This window comes from Streptomyces rubiginosohelvolus (genome assembly GCF_014649875.1).
Lineage (GTDB): Bacteria > Actinomycetota > Actinomycetes > Streptomycetales > Streptomycetaceae > Streptomyces > Streptomyces rubiginosohelvolus.
Map to the genome: position 1 here is coordinate 46,806 of NZ_BMTW01000024.1, position 17,532 is coordinate 64,337.

At 67.8% G+C, this 17,532-nt stretch carries 12 protein-coding genes; 8 read left to right on the forward strand and 4 right to left on the reverse strand.

Annotated features, from left to right (window positions below):
- Positions 1–142: 142 nt before the first annotated feature.
- Positions 143–298, reverse strand: coding sequence for a hypothetical protein (locus IE134_RS34355; RefSeq protein WP_229823822.1), 156 nt, complete (start codon positions 296–298; stop codon positions 143–145).
- Positions 299–740: 442 nt separating this feature from the next.
- Between IE134_RS34355 and mobF the strand changes: the two genes are divergently transcribed.
- Positions 741–2,720, forward strand: coding sequence for a MobF family relaxase (gene mobF, locus IE134_RS32830; RefSeq protein ID WP_189432625.1), 1,980 nt, complete (start codon positions 741–743; stop codon positions 2,718–2,720).
- 508 nt (positions 2,721–3,228) lie between these two features.
- On the opposite strand, the gene IE134_RS32835 is transcribed toward mobF, so the two are convergent.
- Complete coding sequence (locus tag IE134_RS32835) at positions 3,229–3,507, reverse strand: hypothetical protein (protein ID WP_189432627.1); 279 nt, start codon at positions 3,505–3,507, stop codon at positions 3,229–3,231.
- Positions 3,508–4,510: 1,003 nt separating this feature from the next.
- Between IE134_RS32835 and IE134_RS32840 the strand changes: the two genes are divergently transcribed.
- The 7 genes from IE134_RS32840 to IE134_RS32870 all read left to right on the forward strand — a co-directional run bounded on the left by IE134_RS32840 (position 4,511) and on the right by IE134_RS32870 (position 13,276).
- Positions 4,511–6,166 (forward strand): replication-relaxation family protein, encoded by a 1,656-nt coding sequence (locus IE134_RS32840; RefSeq protein WP_229823823.1) that lies wholly within the window; start codon positions 4,511–4,513, stop codon positions 6,164–6,166.
- Positions 6,167–6,531: 365 nt separating this feature from the next.
- Positions 6,532–7,245, forward strand: coding sequence for an adenylate/guanylate cyclase domain-containing protein (locus IE134_RS32845; RefSeq protein ID WP_189432629.1), 714 nt, complete (start codon positions 6,532–6,534; stop codon positions 7,243–7,245).
- A complete protein-coding gene (locus IE134_RS32850) occupies positions 7,242–7,769 on the forward strand; it encodes a Pycsar system effector family protein (protein ID WP_229823824.1) in 528 nt (175 codons plus the stop codon). The genes IE134_RS32845 and IE134_RS32850 overlap by 4 nt, the downstream gene beginning before the upstream one ends.
- Positions 7,770–7,903: 134 nt before the next feature.
- A complete protein-coding gene (locus IE134_RS32855) occupies positions 7,904–9,223 on the forward strand; it encodes an AlbA family DNA-binding domain-containing protein (RefSeq protein WP_189432631.1) in 1,320 nt (439 codons plus the stop codon).
- A 414-nt stretch (positions 9,224–9,637) separates the two neighbouring features.
- Positions 9,638–10,813 (forward strand): dsDNA nuclease domain-containing protein, encoded by a 1,176-nt coding sequence (locus IE134_RS32860; RefSeq protein WP_189432633.1) that lies wholly within the window; start codon positions 9,638–9,640, stop codon positions 10,811–10,813.
- Positions 10,803–11,357, forward strand: a complete 555-nt coding sequence (locus tag IE134_RS32865; protein ID WP_189432635.1) for a hypothetical protein — start codon at positions 10,803–10,805, stop codon at positions 11,355–11,357. Before IE134_RS32860 ends, IE134_RS32865 begins: the two co-directional genes overlap by 11 nt.
- On the forward strand, positions 11,354–13,276 hold the full coding sequence (locus IE134_RS32870; protein WP_189432637.1) for a hypothetical protein: 1,923 nt from the start codon (positions 11,354–11,356) through the stop codon (positions 13,274–13,276). The genes IE134_RS32865 and IE134_RS32870 overlap by 4 nt, the downstream gene beginning before the upstream one ends.
- A 290-nt stretch (positions 13,277–13,566) precedes the next feature.
- Here the strand turns inward: IE134_RS32870 and IE134_RS32875 are convergent, their stop codons facing one another.
- On the reverse strand, positions 13,567–16,440 hold the full coding sequence (locus IE134_RS32875; protein ID WP_189432639.1) for a DEAD/DEAH box helicase: 2,874 nt from the start codon (positions 16,438–16,440) through the stop codon (positions 13,567–13,569).
- Between the two features lies 1 nt (position 16,441).
- Positions 16,442–17,209 (reverse strand): HNH endonuclease, encoded by a 768-nt coding sequence (locus IE134_RS32880; RefSeq protein WP_308432649.1) that lies wholly within the window; start codon positions 17,207–17,209, stop codon positions 16,442–16,444.
- Positions 17,210–17,532: the final 323 nt, after the last annotated feature.

Sequence of the window (17,532 nt, forward strand, 5' to 3'; positions counted from 1 at the left end):
ATGGGCGAGCGCCGCGCCGGGACCGGCGAGACCTACACCGCGCTTGCCACCGGCCTCGTGGTCGAGGTGCTGGCCGGGACGGGGCGCAACGGCAAGCTAAGGCGCTTGGTGGCGTGCCGATCGGTACGCCACCAAGTGGCCTTCAGGGGCCGGTGAGGATTTGGTGGGTGCCGATGCGGCGCCAGATCACGTGCGGTGTACCGGGGCGCACCTCGGTGCCGTACTCGAATGTGGCGCGTCCTGCGGGGCCGGTGCCCATGGACCAGGTGAGTTCGTAGACGCCCGACGCGCAGCGCACTCCCTTGATCCGTAAGCCGGGGCGAAAGGATCGGCCGGTGCGCAGATCGGGGACGAAGGCGTCCAGCACGACACGGCGGAAGCGCCGGCGCTGGGCGGGGGCGAGTGCTGGAGATCGGCAGTGAAGCGGGGGCAGGTCTCGAAGGTGGGCACGGTGTCTCCTCCGGGCAGCACGACGAAGCCCCCGGCGGGTGCCGAGGGCTGCTGTAGACGGTGCTCGTGGCGTTCGTTCCTTGATGCCTGGTGGTGCTCGGTGGTGCTTGTCGGTGTCGTTCGGGTCGTGGTGTGCGAGGTACCGGAGAGCGCTGACATCTGCTTACGGCTCGGGGGTGCTTCCCGCCCGGCGGGTTCCGGTGAAGAAGGTTGGGCCGCTGCTCCCGCCTGGCGGGACGTGCTGCTGATCGGCCCTTTCTTGCAGGTCAGCGCCGTGTGGCGTGGTCTCCATGACAGTCGACATCAGGATCATTCGGGCCGGTCAGATGTACCGCTACTACCTGCGCGAGACGGTGGTCGGTGACGGCCGCCGCCCGGCCTGTACGCCGCTGCGCGCCGCCCAGGAGCAGGCCGGTGTCCCGGTGGGGCGTTGGATGGGCCGCGGGTTGGGTGCGCTCGGTGTCGCGCCGGGTGAGGAGGTCACCGAGGCGCAGCTGCGGAACCTGTTCGGCGAGCGGGGCCGCCATCCGTACGCGGACCGGATCGAGGCCGACCGGCTCGCCCAGGGCGACTCCCCGCAGCAGGCGTATCGGGCCGGTGCCCTCGGACGCCGGGTGACGGTCACCGGCGTCGACTTCGTGTTCCGGCCGCAGCCGAGCGTCTACCTCCTGTGGGCGTTCGGGGATGAGGAGACCCGTCTGGTGATTGAGGCCGCGCACGAGAACGCGATCGTTCGGGTGCTGGAGTGGATCGAGGACGAGGTCGCGGTGATCCGGTACGGCACGGACGGCATCTACCGGGTACGGCCGCCCGGCGGTCTGGTCGCCGCCCGCTTCCGCCACTACGAGGCCCGCTCCGGGCGGCCCTTGCTGCATGACCATGTGCTGCTGTCGGTGAAGGGGCAGCGCCTGGACGGGAGGTGGGGCTCCATCCACACCACGGCCCTGTACGAGAACACGGTGGCGGCCTCCGCGCTCTACAACGAGCTGGTGGCCGCGGAGGTCTGCGAGGAGCTGGGGCTGGCTACCGAGCCGCGCACGGTCACGTCGGGGCGCCGGCCGGTGATGGAGATCGCCGGGGTGCCGCACGGGCTGATCCGCTGGACCGCCCGGCGCAGCGACCAGATCGCCACCTGCCTGGCGGAGCTGGAGTACGAGTACGTCACCGCCGTCGACGACGACGGCGAACCGAAGTTCCTGCCCGTGGTCTCCGAGCGCGCCCGCGCCAAGTTGAACCAGATCGCCGCGCGCAAGACCCGCCCGCCCAAGAAGGGCAAGGCCCGCTCCCTCGCGCAGCTGCGCGCCGATTGGAAGGCGAGCGCGATCCGAACCTCTGGTGTCCCTGCCGACGTCATCTCCTCCCTCCTCGAGTACGCCCGCGCGGCGGCCGCCGCGATCCGGGCCCGGGTTGCCGCCGTGGTCGACATAGCGCTGGCGGCCGTCGACGTCACCGCGACGGTGTTCGTGATGAACGAGGGCGGCCGGTTCCACCGCCGGCACTTGCTCGCCGAGGCCCGCCGCCACCTCGCCCTGGTCCTGCGTGGCCAACTCCGCGACCCCGGCCTGGACGACCAGGTCGTGGCCGCCGCCATCTCCGCCCACTGCCTGGACATCACCGAGCCAAAGACGATCCGCGGCCTGGAAGCCGGCTATCGCCTCTACACCGCCCGCTGGGCCCTGTCCGACCTACTCGCCCGCCGTCGACCTCCGACCTTCGCGCCCGACCCGGACTGCCAACCCCCGACCGACCCCGGCGAGCCCGCCGCGCACCGACCCCCGGGCCAGGACACGGGGGCGTGGGATGTCCATGTCCCCCGCATCCCGCTCCAGTACGACCGCGCTCTCCTCGCCGGTGCGGTGGTCCGTGAGCAGCTGCGCGCTACCACCGCCACTGCTGTACGTGGCCGGGCGTACGACGTCGTCGCTCACCAGCAGGCGGCGATGCCCGAGCAGCTGCTCGCGCCCGAGCCGGCCGAAGCCGAGCACGACGACCAGGAGCCGGAGGCCGGCCACCGTGGGGCGCTGGACCTGACGGCGCTGCGGGCCCTGCGGGAATCCCGCACGGACGTAGAAGCCCTCGATTTCACCGCGGACCGACTGCGCCACCTCCAGGACGCGTTCACCGCAGCAGCCGACCGGGCCCACACGACGATGGGCCGCTACACGCGCCGCGACGATGCCAAGACGCCGCGCCCGGCACGCCGGGACGGTCAGCAGGCGCACCGCCCGCAGGAGCCCGGACCGCACCCCGGCCGCGATGCCGGCCACTGAGTGGACCCGACCGCGTCCACTCCACCGAGTGGAACCCACTCTGATGCGCGGATAACGATGGCCACCACTCCCGGGCGCACCATCTGGTGGAGTTGGAACGCCATGACCAGCAATTTTCCAACTGCACCTGCTTCTTGGAACGGAAGCCCGGCTACGCCTGCCCGACGCGGTGACGCCTCGTGCACGGGCTGGATTTTGAAACTGCTCACCATGCGGTGGTGAGTTCCACTCCCCACCCCATGGTGAGTTCCACTTCCAACCGCATCCGCATGGTGAGTTCCACGCCCCACCGGGTGGTGAGTGGCACCGGAGAGCGACCCCTTGACCAGGTACGGCCCGGCCCGTGTTTCTCCTTGACACGGCACGTTCGGGTCGCCGGTCAGGCCGTGGTCAAGGGGGCGTGTGATAGAGGGGTCCGCTCCGCGGTGGTGCCGGTGCGTACGACCGCAGATGGTGGGGCGCTCTGTTGGGGAGGCCGGGCAGGGTGGGTCCTGCCCGGCCTCGGCTGCTAGGGCCATAGCTCCTTGATGAAGTTCCACACCGTTCTGACCCAGTCGGGCGGGTCGGCGAGGACCTTCTCCGTCAGATGGGTCAGACCCGCTCGGGCGGTGCCCTGGGCTGCGCCTTGGGCGGCTCCTCGGACTATGGCGGCGGGGACGTCGGAGCCGATGGCCGTCTGCCGTCCGGCGGGCGCAGGGTCCGCCGGCTGGTCCGGTGCGGCACCGGACGGCTGGGCGGTTGCCGATGTGGACGGCTGGGTGGGGATGGGGACGTTGTCCCGGGTCATGATGCTGCTCCCTTGAGCAGAAGTGGCGAGGACGGCGGACACCTGCGTGGTGTCGTCCGCGGGGGTGTGCCGCGCGGTCGGCGGTCCTGCTGCGGCTCTCTGCGTGAGAGCGTCCCTGTGCGGTCGTAACCCGGGCCCAGGGTGGCGTTGCGACCGGCGAAGGGCCGGTCGTCTCGTTCAGAGTAGGCCCGGTCGGGTCGTTCACTGCCCCGGGTGCCTGGTGGGTGCTCATGGGAATGTCCTCCAAGGGGAGTTCGTTGATCGGGGCGGGACCGTGACAGGTCGCGGGTGCTTACGTCTCGGGCTCGTCCGGGAGCGGTGTCTTCACCCACTGGTGCCGTCAGGGAGCTGGCGGACAGCACTAGATGTGCGGGGATTTCCCGAGGCATGACGAAGGCCCGGACCACCAGGTCCGGGCCTTCGCATCTCTCATAGACCTGCTAGCGAGCCGAATGCCTCACCGGCGCAGTCGCCGCACCCCCTTGTCGGCCTCTGAGGTGCACCGGGGCCGACCCCCTTGACCAGGTACGGCCCGGCCCGTGTTTCTCCTTGACCTGGGCACGGTTAGACCGCGGTCAAGGGGATCTCCTGCACGCTGCTCGCTGCCCGGGCCACTCCGGCCGGGGCGGCGAAGGAGGCGTGACGATGACGAACACCCACCCGAGGGCCGGGCGGCACCACGGCACGGGCCGGTCCCCGGCAGACAGGCGGCCCCGTGCCGGACAGGCCGAAGGGGGTTCCCTGGGTGCCTACTTCGGAGGTCCCTCGGGAACCCCCTTTGGTGCCCGGCACGCCGGGCGGGAGGAAAACCCCTTGTCAGCGCCGGGATCGGCGCGAGAACTGCGCCGTCACAACCCTTTTCTCTCCTCCTTGTTGTCCGTAGTGGAGGAGATCATCGGGTTCCGGGGGCCGGACGCCCTCCCCGGCCGGACGCGTCCACCGGCGGCCGCAGCGGCCTGCCGAGCGGCCGGTCGCGAGCGACGATGACGAGGGAGCAGGGCTGATGGCGGGGACGCGGAAGACCAACCCGGCGGGGTCGACGAACAGCTACCGCGCCGATGTGCTGCGTGTGCTCGGGGCGCTGAAGGTGGCCACGGCTGATCAGATCCAGCGGATCGGCGCCCCGCACCTGACGTTCCGGCATGCCGACAAGGAACCGGCCTCGAAGCAGAAGCAGGCCCGTACCGCCTCGCACACCGGCGCCCTGTCCGACATGCGCAAGCACGGCCTGTCGGAGAACGGCGGTTCCACCGAGACCGGCGACACTCTGCGGAACCTGACTCCCAAGGGCTTGGAGGCTGCCTCCTGGGAGCTGCGGCGCCCGGCAACGGAGATGGGCTCCACCGCGCGCGGCGCGGGCTCCTCCGGGGCCTCCCACCCGATGGCGGTGAACGAGACGGTGATCGCGCTGCTGCGTCCGAAGCCGGACGTGGCCAAGCTTGCCGACGACCCGCCCCACGTCCGGGCGGCCGCCCAGGCCGCCGTCGAGACCCCGCCCGGGATCGGCACGATCGGCTCGTACTGGACCGAGGTCCCGCTCCCGGCGACCGGTACGTGGAACGCCCCGGGCAAGGGCGGCGCCCAGGCCGACGTGGTGCTCACCGCCCCGCAGGACGGGGTGCCGCTGTTGTTCATCGAGGTCGACAACTGCCACGAGACCGCCGAGGAGCTCGCGGCGAAGCTGGAGAAGTACGCCCGGTTCTTCCGCCGTACCGTCAAGGACACCGACGGGCAGGAGCGCCCGATGTGGCGAACCCGCTGGGCCGTTCCCGAGCACGAGTACGGGGAGGCACCGCACCCGCCGGTGCTGCTGGTGTTCAACCACATCGGCGAACGCAACCCCAACCGGACCATCCCGCGCCTGCAAGAGCTCACCCGCCACCTCTGGCAGGGGGAGCGGATGCCGGAGGGCTACCACTCCTACGACAGGAGGATCCCGATCGTCGTGGTCGGGCTGAGGAGCCTGCGCGAGCACGGACCGCAGGGCCCGGTGTTTTTCCGGTTCGGCCGAGGTCGCCCCCAGCCGCTCCTGGACGCGATCGGCAACCCCCGTCTTGCGGCGTTCCTCGCCCGCGAGGCGGAGGAGGGCAGAGCCCGGCAGGCGGAGTACCGGGCGCAGCTGCGGGAGATAGCCCGGGAGCAGGCGGCGAAGAAGGCCGTCGAAGCGGCACGGGAAGCGGCCCAGCGCGAAGCCCGACGTCCCGCCTGCGCCGCCTGCGGGGCGCGGTTCACCGACGAACGGTGGGAGGCCGCCGAGGAGACGGACTGGGACCGCCGCGTCGACACCCACCCTCACCTGTGCGACGACTGCAAGGCCGTCGCCGTCGCGCGCGCCGCTCCCACGCCCGGCAGGCAGGCGGAGCACCAGGAGCCGCTTCCCGAATGGGCGCGTTCGGAGTTCATGCGCTTCCCCCGTCGTCCCCGCTGCACCGAGTGCAAGGCGGCGTTCACCGACGAGCGGTGGAAGGCGGTGGAGCGCACCGGCTGGGGCCCCGTTTGCATGGAGGCCCGTCCGACGCTGTGCGGGGACTGCGATCTGCAATTCGAGTCGGACCTGGACCAGGCGTGGGGTGTGAGCCGTCGGCAGGAGAAGCGCGACCAGGAGCAGGTCGTGCCCAGGCCGAAGTCCGGCGGATGGTTCTCACGGCTCCGCTCCTGATCCGAGGCGGCGTCAGGCCCGGCGCAACCTTCGGGTCCGGTGGGCGGTTAGCCGGGGGTGATGCTCTCGTATCTGCACGCCGGCCCTCCTGACGATGTTCCGTACGAGCTGTGGGAGGGCGAGGGGGAGGACTTGGCGGCGGCCGCCGCTGCCGGTTCCCGAGCGGCGGAGTGGATCCGCTCGGCGACGTCCTCCCTGGACCCGGGGGGCTGCGACCGTATGGGCCCAGTATCCCGTCCGAAAGGGCGATCGCGTCGCCATCATCTGCTGTTCGCCCCTGCAGGAGTTGGACGATAGGTCCGTGAACTGTCAGTACCTGCTGCTACGTTCCACACAAAGCTCAGATACGGGCAGGGGAGGGACTTATGTCGCTGGGTGATGACATCAGGTCTGATGTTGACAAGCTGGTCGGTACGCCATGGAGTGTCCGAAACGGCACCGTCGTCCCGGATACCGACGGTGTACAGCTCTACTCGAACGACGCTGTGAAGTTGGACGCGGTGTATCTCTATGCCGACCTCCTTGGGTCGACCGCACTCGCGCGTGACTACACCTGGCAGACTGCTGGGAAGGTGATTCGAGCCTCACTGCATACGGCCTCGAAGATCATCAAAGAGTACAAAGGCGAGATTCGCAGTTACGACGGTGACCGGGTGATGGGCATCTTCATCGGCGGATCGAAGAACTCGAACGCCGCGAAGGCCGCACTCAGGATCAACTACGCCCTCGGCAACATCGTGCAGCCAGCGCTCTATAGCAGCCTCCCGACACTGAAATCCGGCGGCTATCAGCCGCGGATGTGCGTCGGGATCGCGTCGGGCGAGGCGGTTATCGCCCGGGCTGGCGTACGGGGCCGCAGCGACCTCGTCTCGATCGGGCGGGCACCGAACGTCGCCGCCAAACTGAGCGACATTCGCGAAACCGGAAACTATCGGACATACATCACCGGGGACGTCTACAAGCGGCTCGATGAAGCCTCCAAGCTTTCCAAGGGCGTCAACATGTGGGAAGCCCGCATCACCACGGTTGGCGGGGAACAGATGACGATCTACCGCTCCACATACTGGTGGTCGTTTTGAGTACGCCTTCTCCAGCGCCGGCCGACACGCGAGGAGAAGCCATCGAGACGGCTTGGCGGATCCACGGGGCGATAGGCGAGTGGACGGCCCGCGTCGACGCCAAGGCGTCCTTCGCCCTCACCCTCGAATCCGCAGCTACCGCCGGGATCATCGCGCTCTCCGCTGACGACCAGATGTTCGCCGACCTCCACGGCTGGGGCGTACGGGCCCCGCTGTGGCTGGGCACCATGCTCATCCTGGCCGGGGGGATCTTCGCGACGCTGGTAGTGGTCCCTCGCCTCCGCGCTTCCAGGGACCTGGAGACGGAGACTCCTTCCCACTTCATCTACTTCGGCCATCTCCGACACCGTGAGCCGGCCGAACTGGCGACTGCGCTCCAGCAGACCGATGTCCTGCCGGTTCTCAGCCAGCAGCTCATCAAGATGAGCGAGATCGCCTGGCGCAAGCACCGGCACGTGCAGTGGTCCTTCGTCTGCTTCGGCCTCGGGGCGCTCATCGTCTTCATCGCAGGTGTCGCCGCCTGACTCGCGCCCGCACGGCGGGGCCCAACACTCCGCTGCTGCGCTTGCGTAAATACCTAGTGGCAGCCAGCCCGGTCCGCTTAGCGTGATCAGGCTGGCATCCGCCAGCACGATGGTGGATACGCACTGGAGTACCCATGGCTCTGCCTGCCCGGCTCATTGCCACGTTGGGGTGTCACCCCGACGACCTCACCGAGGACGATCTCCAGCGGGCGGTCGACAGCCAGATACCCGAAGGCGTCGATCTGGACTGGAAGAAGGACTTCTACCCGGGCACCGACGCTGGCAAGAAGGAACTCGCCAAGGACGTGTGCGCCATGGCCAACACCGCCGGTGGCATGGTCGTCATCGGTGTCGACGACGGCAAGCAGGACCACGCGCACGCCCTCGACCCTTCCGAACCGGCCCCGGGGCGAGGCGAGGAGTGGATCCGCTCGGTTCTCGCTAATTGGGTCCAGCCCGTCGTGCCCCACGTAGGCGTTCGCTCAGTGAAGTCGAGCACCAAGGCCAGCAAGGTTTACTGGCTTCTCACCGTGCCCCCGAGCACGCAGGCCCCGCACGCCGTCGCGGCCCCAGGCAACGACTACAACTTCCGCGTGCACGTGCGACACGGCACCACCACACGGACGCTCGCCGAATCTGAGATCGCCCAGCGCTACCGCGACCGCTTCCAGGCTGCCACTGACGACGTCGACCGCCTGCATCAGGTCGCCACATCCGGCCTGGGCTACCTGTCGACCTACCTGACCAGCACAGAACCTGGGATGCGCCCCAGGGTGACCCACTTCCCGGGCTGGCTCACCGTGGCCGTGGTGCCAAGTGTCCGCGGCGCCTACCCCTTGACCGCCCAAGCCGAACGGGAAGCGGCCTTCGACCGGTTCGCCACCCTCGCCCAGGCAGCGATCACCACCAACGCGCGACCGCAGCGCCCCGTACTGGTCGGCCGACGCCAAGTCCGCTTCGAGGGCATCCCCACCGGCCAGCTCCATCAGGACGGCAGCTTCTTCGCGGCACGGCCGATCAACATCCGAAGCAGTCAACATGACCCCGAAGGCCCCAGGATTCTGTACCACTGCGGCCTGGAGCTCGACCTCGTAACCCTGGTGCAGGCATCGGCAGCCTGGGCAGCGGAGTCCGGAGCGGCAGGCGACCTCATGATCTCAGCAGCACTACACCGCTTCGACGACAGCAACGCGCCGGTGCACCTGCGGGTATCGGAGCACTCCTTCAACGACGGACCCCCGGCGCCGCTCCCACCAACTCCGGCGCAGACCACAGCGAACCTCGCAGCCATCATCAACGACAAACGAGAGGCCGTCGTCACCGCCTGCGCTCTCGCCTCCGACCTGCTGGCCGACATGGGGGCACACCAGCCCAGCGTTCTGACGTCCGATGGGGACATCGTGCTGGCCCGGCTTGGCGACCACCGTCAGTACCTCACGGGCTGGAGTGACTAACAACGAGACGGCAGGCTCTTTCTTCGTCTGAAGGACAGCCGGCCCGACTTGAAACGCGAGCGTGAAACGGAGGCTGCGTTTCACACTGACCTGCTACAACGCCCCAGGGGTGAGCGGAGCGGGCGCGTTTCACTCCCCGTTTCAGGAGCCGAGTCTGTGTGCGGCTGACGACGGCCGGGCCCCGGATCAAGAGGCCAGGGGCCCGGCCGGCGCGGTGGGCGGTCAGTGGTTCGGAGGGCGGTCCGTACTCCTCGATGAGGTCGCAGGTGCACGTGCCGCCCTCGTAGGAGACCGGTGGCTGGTCTCGTGGTTCCGGTTCTGCTGTTCAGCTGATTCCGGCCCTTCCCGGCTGTCGACTAGAGATCACCAAACCCTTTACGCTGCGTGTTCGGCGAGTAACGAGGTGGGGGGCTGATGGTCGATCCGATTGAGACTGAAGCACCGGATGACTCAGGGTCGGTCACGGTACGGCGGTTCGAATACCAGATACACATCTCCGTGCAAGCAGTCCTGGAAATGCTCGCGGGCGGAACGGTCATCCACGTGACCTGTGAGCACATCGAGGACATAACCGTCGCCCGCAGAGGCGACCCCCGGTGCGTCGACGGTGTGTTCTGGGACTTTCAGCAGATCAAAACGAGAGACGCCGTCGAGCCCTGGACGCTCACAGACGTGTTCAAGAGTAAACCCCTCAAGAGCTTGTGGCGCACGCACGGCACCGTGGCGGGCACTGGACTGACCTATCAGCTGACCGCCGGCCTTGAAGGCCATCTCGACCCAGCCGACGATGCACTCGTGGCCCTGTCCAAGGGACAAGGTGGGGACAACGCGGCGTGCCGCAAGCGGATCGCGACGTACCTGAAAGTCGAAGAGGACGCACTCACGGACTTCCTTCCTCTGGTGCGCATCCGGCCGCTGCCTCGACGCGGTGACATCGAACTGCGCAACACGCGGGTCCTGGCCGAACTTGGCCAGGGGCTCACCATGGCGGTGATCGACGCCCTCTACAACGAGTTGCTCCGGCGTACCCGCGATGCCAGCCAAGGCCTCCCCGTAGCCCGGTGGACAGAGCTTTTGGTCCTCGACAGCCCACCCCAGCCCGTGCTGAACAAACGCCTCACCGCAGCGGCGATAGCCGACGTACGACAGCGCCTGACCCGCCCCGATCACGTTCTGCTCGAAGACCTTTCCCAGCAACTGCACGGGCCCGAGACCGCCCTTGTCCGCAAGCTCCGGGCGGGCTCTGCCTCCAAGGAGGTCATCGAGGAGGCACAGATGCTCCGTGCCCACGCTGAGGGCCACCGGTTCAAGGAGCTGGCCATGGGCGCCTGGCCCGGCGACCAGGCCATCGAGACCGATCTCGACCAGCGTCTGCTGCTGCTGGCCCGCCGCACAGGCCGGTCCCACAGAGGGCGGCCCCAGCCCGCGGACGCCATCTTCGACGAACTGCAGCGCATGCTCGATGCCAGCCCCGGCACGTACGACCGCCACCCCCTCTACGCCCAGGACGGCGTGCTCCTGATGGGCAGAGCATGCGCGATCTCCGACGAGTGCAAGTTCGGCTGGGGGAGCGACCGAGATGTCTCCTAGCTCTACCGCGCCCGAATCCGTCGCGCCGGCCACAAGTCCGCCCTCGGCCGATGCCCAAGCCCGCCTGCTGCTCCTCATCGACGTGTTCTCGGAAACCAAAGCGGGCAAGGGCATCGAAGGGCGCATGAAGCTGGCCAAACTCGACTTCCTGCTGCGCTACCCGGACCGCTTCAACACCCTCCTGGCTGTTCGACGGCCCCACGTCGAGACCGGCGAGAACCCGTGGCTGACCGGAACGATCGAGCAGAGGATGATCCGCTACAGGTACGGGCCCTGGGACCCCGCGTATTACGCGCTGCTCGGCGCCCTCACCGGCAAAGGACTCATCGAGCCCAAGCACGAGCATGCCATCGCGACCTACTGCACCACCCAGGCTGGGCATGACGTGGCGCGTGCTCTCGCGGAAAGCGAGAGCTGGCGCCCGGTGCGCGACCGGGCAGTGCTGTTGCGCCGGTACTTCAACCTCACCGGCATCACCTTGAAGAATCTGATCTACGAGACGTTCCCCGACATCGTCGAGGCGGACTGGGGGACCCACCTATGAGACTGCGTATCGAAGAGATCACTCTGGTCGGCACAAGCCGCACGATCCGCTTCGAGCCCGGCATGAACGCGATCGTGGGCTCCATGAGCGGCGGCAAGACCGCCACCGTCAGCTGCCTTCGGGCCCTGCTCGGCGCCGACGTGAGCGTCGTCCCCGAGCTTCGAGGACGGACACTCGCTGGCACCGTGCTGGTCGGAGACCGCCGATTCCGTATCGTCCGGCCCCTGGTCACGACAGCGAACGCCATGGTGGAAATCGCCGAAGTCGAAGGCCGCCGGGAACTGTGGCGCCTGCCCGCAAGCCAGCTCCAAGCCGGGTACGACACGACGTTCCGTGACTGGTGGCGGGACGTGCTGAAGCTGCCTCGACTCCGCGTCCCACGCGCCCCGAACGACGACAGGAGCCCTCTGGTTCCCGTCACCATCAGCGACTACCTCATGTACTGCGTCCTCAGACAGAATGAGATCGACTCCTCCGTCTTCGGAACGCCGGACAACTACTCCAAGAACATCAAGCGTAAGTACGTCTTCGAGATCCTCTACGGCCTTTACGACCCCGAAGCAGCCGGCCTGCGCGACCGCCTGCGCGAAGTCACCACAGAACTGGCTGCCCTCACCGCAGATGCGAACACCCTGGAACGGATCCTCCTGAGCACCGCCTTTGCCTCCCGCGCTCAGCTGGAAGTCGAGCGGCAGGAGACCGAGCGGGAGCTCACCCACGCTCGCCAGGCCGACGTTAATTTCACTGGCAACATCAACCTCACCGAACCGACCACCGTCACGCTCCGCGAACGGATCGCCGAGACGGAAGCAGAGCTCGCCCGGATTGCTGGCGCGGCCGAGGCTGAAGCTGTCTCCGTCACCAATCTCCGTGAACTGCATGGACAGCTCATCGCCCAGAGCCGTCGCCTCACCCGCGCCCTCGTAGCCGAGCGACTCCTCAACGACTTCGAGTTCCACACCTGCCCGCGCTGCGGAGCCGGCGTACCGACTAGAGGTGACGAGCACACCTGCCGCCTCTGTCTCCAGGCCCCACCCAACCTGCCGGCGCCATCTTCCATGGCCGCGGAACAAGACCGGGTCATCGAACAGGTCACTGAGACCGAAGAACTCATCGCGCGCAGTACCCACCGCCTCGCTCAACTCCAGACAGCCCTGGCAACCCAGACCCAGCACCGGACAGAACTCGGTGCCCGATTGGACCGAGCGACCTCCACCTACATCACCGACCAGGCAGACCGCATCCGAAGCATCGCTGCCCAACAAGCCCGACTCGAAGAGCACCTCGCCCGCCTGGACGACGGTCTGGCCCTCCACGACCGGCTGGCAGGACAGGCTGAACGGGTTGCGGAACTCGAACGCGAGCAAGACGACCTCAACAGCAAGATCGACGCCACCCGCCACAGCAACCAGGCCGTCAATGAGCGCCTGCGGAAACTCGACGACGCCTTTGAAGCCGCCCTCCGCAGCTTCGACGCCCCCCGTTTCGACGAGCCAGGCTCGTACATCAACAAGAAGACCTACCTGCCGGTCGTGGACGGCCGCCCCTTCGCTGACCTGCAATCACAAGGTGTCGAGGTGCTCGTCAACGTCGCCCACGTCCTTGCGCACCAACACGTGGCACTCAACGACCACGACATCCCCCTGCCCAATCTCCTGATCATCGACGGCATCAGCAGCAACGTCGGCCATGAAGGTGTCGACCTTGAACGTCTTCGCAAGATGTACGCGAGCCTCCTGCACATCGCCACCGAACACGTTGACCGCCTGCAGATCATCGTTACCGACAACGACTCCCCTCCGATCGAGGGGATCCACCGGGCGCTGGAGCTGTCTGACACAGATCGACTCGTACCTATGCCTGCTGCCGAAGCCGAGGACGAGCAGCCTCCAGACGTGTCAGAGGATGCCGTCGAGTGACGACGACGTACAGAAGGGCCGGGCAAAGACAGCGGGTTCCGTCCTACATCTGAAACGCCGCCTTGAAACGACAGCGTGAGACGGGGAGACGCATTTCACGCTGATCTGCGACAGCGCCCACAAGGGGTAGGCGGAGCGAGCGCGTTTCACGTTGTGTTGCAGGGCGCGCCCGGCGGACGTCGTCGTCGATCGGGACCTGCCTTCACCAACGGCGATCGGTCGCTGAGGCTCTGCACGAGTTCCCGGGTCCGTGCTGGGCCCGGGAACTCGTGGCGGTGGGGGAGTGGGGGTTAGAGGTTGTCCCGGTAGCTTTCGCGTTTGGATGGGGGCCCGTACCGTTCGATGGACCGGCATGAGCAGTTCGCTCCCTCGAAGAGTTCCTCCTCGCACTCCTCGTGGTGCTCCCGCTCGGACCGCGGCTGCCCGGCCACCGGCGCGGTGGTCTCCGAGGCGGGCGGCGCGGGGGCGGCCGCGATGGCCGGTGGCGGTCCGGCCCAGTCCACGCCCAGCGCGGCGAGGGCCGCGAGCTGATCGGCCTCCAGCCGGTCCCTTCTCGATTTGGTGTTCGATACCCATACGCCGAGCTTGATGGATACCGGCTCGGTCTCCCCGTCGACGGTGATCTCGACGACCGCGCCGCGGGGCACCGGCCGGTCGGCGCCTTCCTGCTCGACCCACTGTGTGAGGGCCGCGAGACCTCGCTGGAATGCCTCCTGCGCCCTGCTCGGGCCCTTGCCCGGCCTCTTGGTCGTACGGGGTGCTGCCGGGGCGGGAGAGGTGGGCTCAACGACGGGAATGCCCAGCGCGGCGAGCCGCTCCCGCTGTTCGGGCATCAGCTGTGCCTGGACGCCCGCGTTCTGCTGTTTCCACCTCCAGGCCCCGATGTCATCACCGTCCATGACCACGCCCGGGGCGATGTACGGGAGCACCCCGTCGGCGTCGACCAGGTCGGCGAGCACGCGGTAGTGCCGCTGCCAGTTCAGCGACCACGGGCAGTTCCAGTCCTCGTCGATCGCCGACAGCTGCGCCGCCCGTTCCGCCACACGCTTGGGGTCTTTGCCGAGCCCGCCCTTGCGGCGGAGGTTGGCGAGGTGTTGCCCGATGGGCACCGTCGTCTCGCCCTCGTCCCACACGGCGTCCTGTCGGGGTGCGAGGTGCCCGGTGGCCTTCCGGTAGGACCTCAGGGCGGCGAGTTTGTTCTCCCAGGCTTCCTCGCCGGGCTCCCAGACCATCCCGGCCTCCGGCGCGTCCAGCAGCGTCTTGCGCCGTTCCTCCAGCTCACCCGCCCGCAGCGCCTTCCGCTGCTGGTGCACCCATCGGCCGAGCGGGAAGTCCTTCGTGACGCCGACCTCGACCTCGACGTCATACGGGACGGCGTAGAGGCCGGTGATCTCGTTCTCCCTCCGCCACCGCAGCAGGGCCTGGTAGCCCTCCAGCCACACCAGGGACTCCGGCCGGTAGACCCGGGTACGCAGGAACGCCGCGATCGTCGCCGCGTCGCGCGGAGAGGAGAAGTGGAGCAGGGCCGCTTCGGCGGCGGCCTGCGTGTCGTCATCCTCCTGGTCCTCGCTGTCACCCTCGCCGCCGGCCCCGACGATCCGCCCGTCCTCGTCACGCTTGACGTGGACCTTGCGCTTCCCGCTCGTGAGCGCCCGGGAAGCGAGCTGTTCGACCAGACGTTCGTCATGCGAACGCAATCCCTGAAGGACGGCTACAAGGGGGCGGAACGAGGCGCTGGCGACCATGTCGATGGGGTCCTCGTTCGGCTCCAGGAACACCGGCACGATGATGCGGGCGACCTTCGTGGAGCCGTCCTTGTTGAGGCGGAGCGCGCGGCCGATGTTCTGGACGATCTCCACCTGGGAGCCTCGGGTGTCCGCGAAGCAGATCGAGTCGACTCCCCGTTCGCCGGTGATGTCCACGCCTTCCCCCAGCACGCGAACGGACGCGAGGAAGGCGCGGTGGACCCGGCGCCCGTCCGCGTCGATGCCGTTGGCGAACTGGCGCAGGACCTCACGGCGCTCGCTGACGAGGTGGTCGCCGCACAGCCATGCCGACCACACGCGGTCCGGGGGTACGTGGCGGCCGGCTTCCAGCTCGTAGAACTCCGCGTCGATCGACGACTTCGGCAGCCGGTCGGCGGCGGCCAGGTCGGCGTCGGACGCGTCGTTCAGGTACAAGGCGGCAGCGGTGTCGGGGAGCTTGTCCGCGAACGCGCGGGCTTCTTCGACCTTCTGGTGGAACGTCATGACCGTACGCAGGTTGTACGCCGCCGCGTGTTCCAGAAGTGCGGTCTGCAACAGGGCCAGGCGCCGGCCGCGCCGTGCTTCCTCCGATTCCCCGGCCACGGGGGAGGGGTCGCGGATCTCCAGGACGTCGATCTCGAACCCGGCGAGGATCTCCCGCTCGATCGCCTCCGAGAGCCCGAGCTCCGCGAGCCACGCGCCGTACGTCCCGTCCGGGTCGTCGGCCATCGTCGCGATCTCCGCCTGCTCCCCGTCGCTGCCCTTCTGCGGGCGGGGAGCGGCGAGGATGCGCGGGGTCGCGGTCAGGTAGAGCCGGAAGTCCGCCGGGATCCGCTGATTGTCGTGGATCGCCGCCCACGGCCGCGCCAGCTCACCAGCCGTTCCGTGAGCCTCGTCGACGATCGCGAGGTCGAACGGGTCCATCCGCTGGCCGTACAGCCGCTCCCCGCCCGCGAGAGCGGCTTCCAGTGGCCCGCGGACCTTTCCCTGGCCCGTGGTTGCGGTGATGTCCTCGCGGTCCACGAGGGAGGCGTACGTGGCGAGCACGACCACGGGCCCGGTCCCGGCCCACAGGGCGAGCTGGATCGGGTTCGTGGTGGTCCGCACTCCCAGCGAGCCCAGCACCGCATCGCTGTCCAGCGAGCACACCGCGACCATCGGCGCCCGGTGGCCCACCGCCCGCCACGCCTGGGCGGTCTGCGCGAGCAGGTCCAGGGTGGGCACGGTGACGAGGATCCGGCCGTCCGCGAACGACTCCAGTGCGCATGCGGCGGCCGTGATCGTCTTGCCGGAGCCGGTCGCGGACACGATCGTGCCCCGGGCACCCTGCGGGGGCACAGATGATCTTGCGGGCAATCCCACCCATTTTCGGAACGCTGATTTCTGATCGATCTGGTGCGAGCGCAGGATAATTCGCATCCTATGTGTCCTCTTCGGTAGGGCTGACACCTTTCGGCCCTGCTTTCTCCAGGTACTGACGGATTACTTTCGTCACCAAGTCACCCCTATGAATCTTGAGCTCAAAGGCGCGGTGCTCCAACGCCTTGCGCTCAGCGTCAGTCAAGCAAATCTCTACAATGCTCCAATCCTTGTGTTTATATGCGCAGCAAATCTTTCTGGTGCAAGAATCGAATGGATAGTCCAGCTGTTCGGGGCTCTTCCATGGAGCGTAGGGGTACGTGGCGAGTTCCCCTTTACACGAAGCGACCAGCTCCAATACCTCAAGCTGATTACGCGACCGCGGCCTCGTTCCGTAGTGATGCCGGAACCATTCGCGCCGAGAATAGTCGCGTATCTCATCCTGCGTGCTTCTAACGCGGTCCATCAAACCGTTACAAACGCCGAGGGGAAGCTTTTTCATACCACGGTAAGCTTTGGGCTGAGAATAGGCCATTTTCATATCAATGACCCAATCTTGCGCAGTTTTCTTGTTCTTCCTTCGATTGCAAGAGGAGCACGCCGGGAGATAGTTCCACCAGATGTCTGCTCCTCCATCAGCCACAGGTTCCTGATGGTCTATGGTCACGGATGATGAGGCTGAACAGAAAACACACAGTCCTTGATGAGCCGTCAGTACCATCAGCTGAACCCAAGACGGCTGGTTCGCAGGAAGTCGCTTACCCCTCGTCACCTGATCAAGCATTAGCCCCACCCTCGAACGCGTCCCATATTTCCGCCAACAATACATGCTGCATCAATCCTGACGCATGCCCTACACTGGAACTCACACGAACGAGCACCCCCCACCCCCGTAGCCAGCCCGGCCCGCCCCGGCGGGCCGAAGGCCTTGGAGGCGCAGCCGGAGGGGCCGTTGGGCGGGGGAGCGCAGCGGGCCGGCCCAACCCGGTGCGGGGCGAAGCGGAGAACCGGTCACGCCTTGCGCAGCAAGGCCCGTCCTGGGAGCGCAGCGGACAGGACGTCACCACCCGGACGCAGTCCGGGTGGTGAGCACCTCGCGCAGCGAGGTGCAGCGCGAACCGCGGAGCGGGAGCGCAACCACCGGGCGCAGCC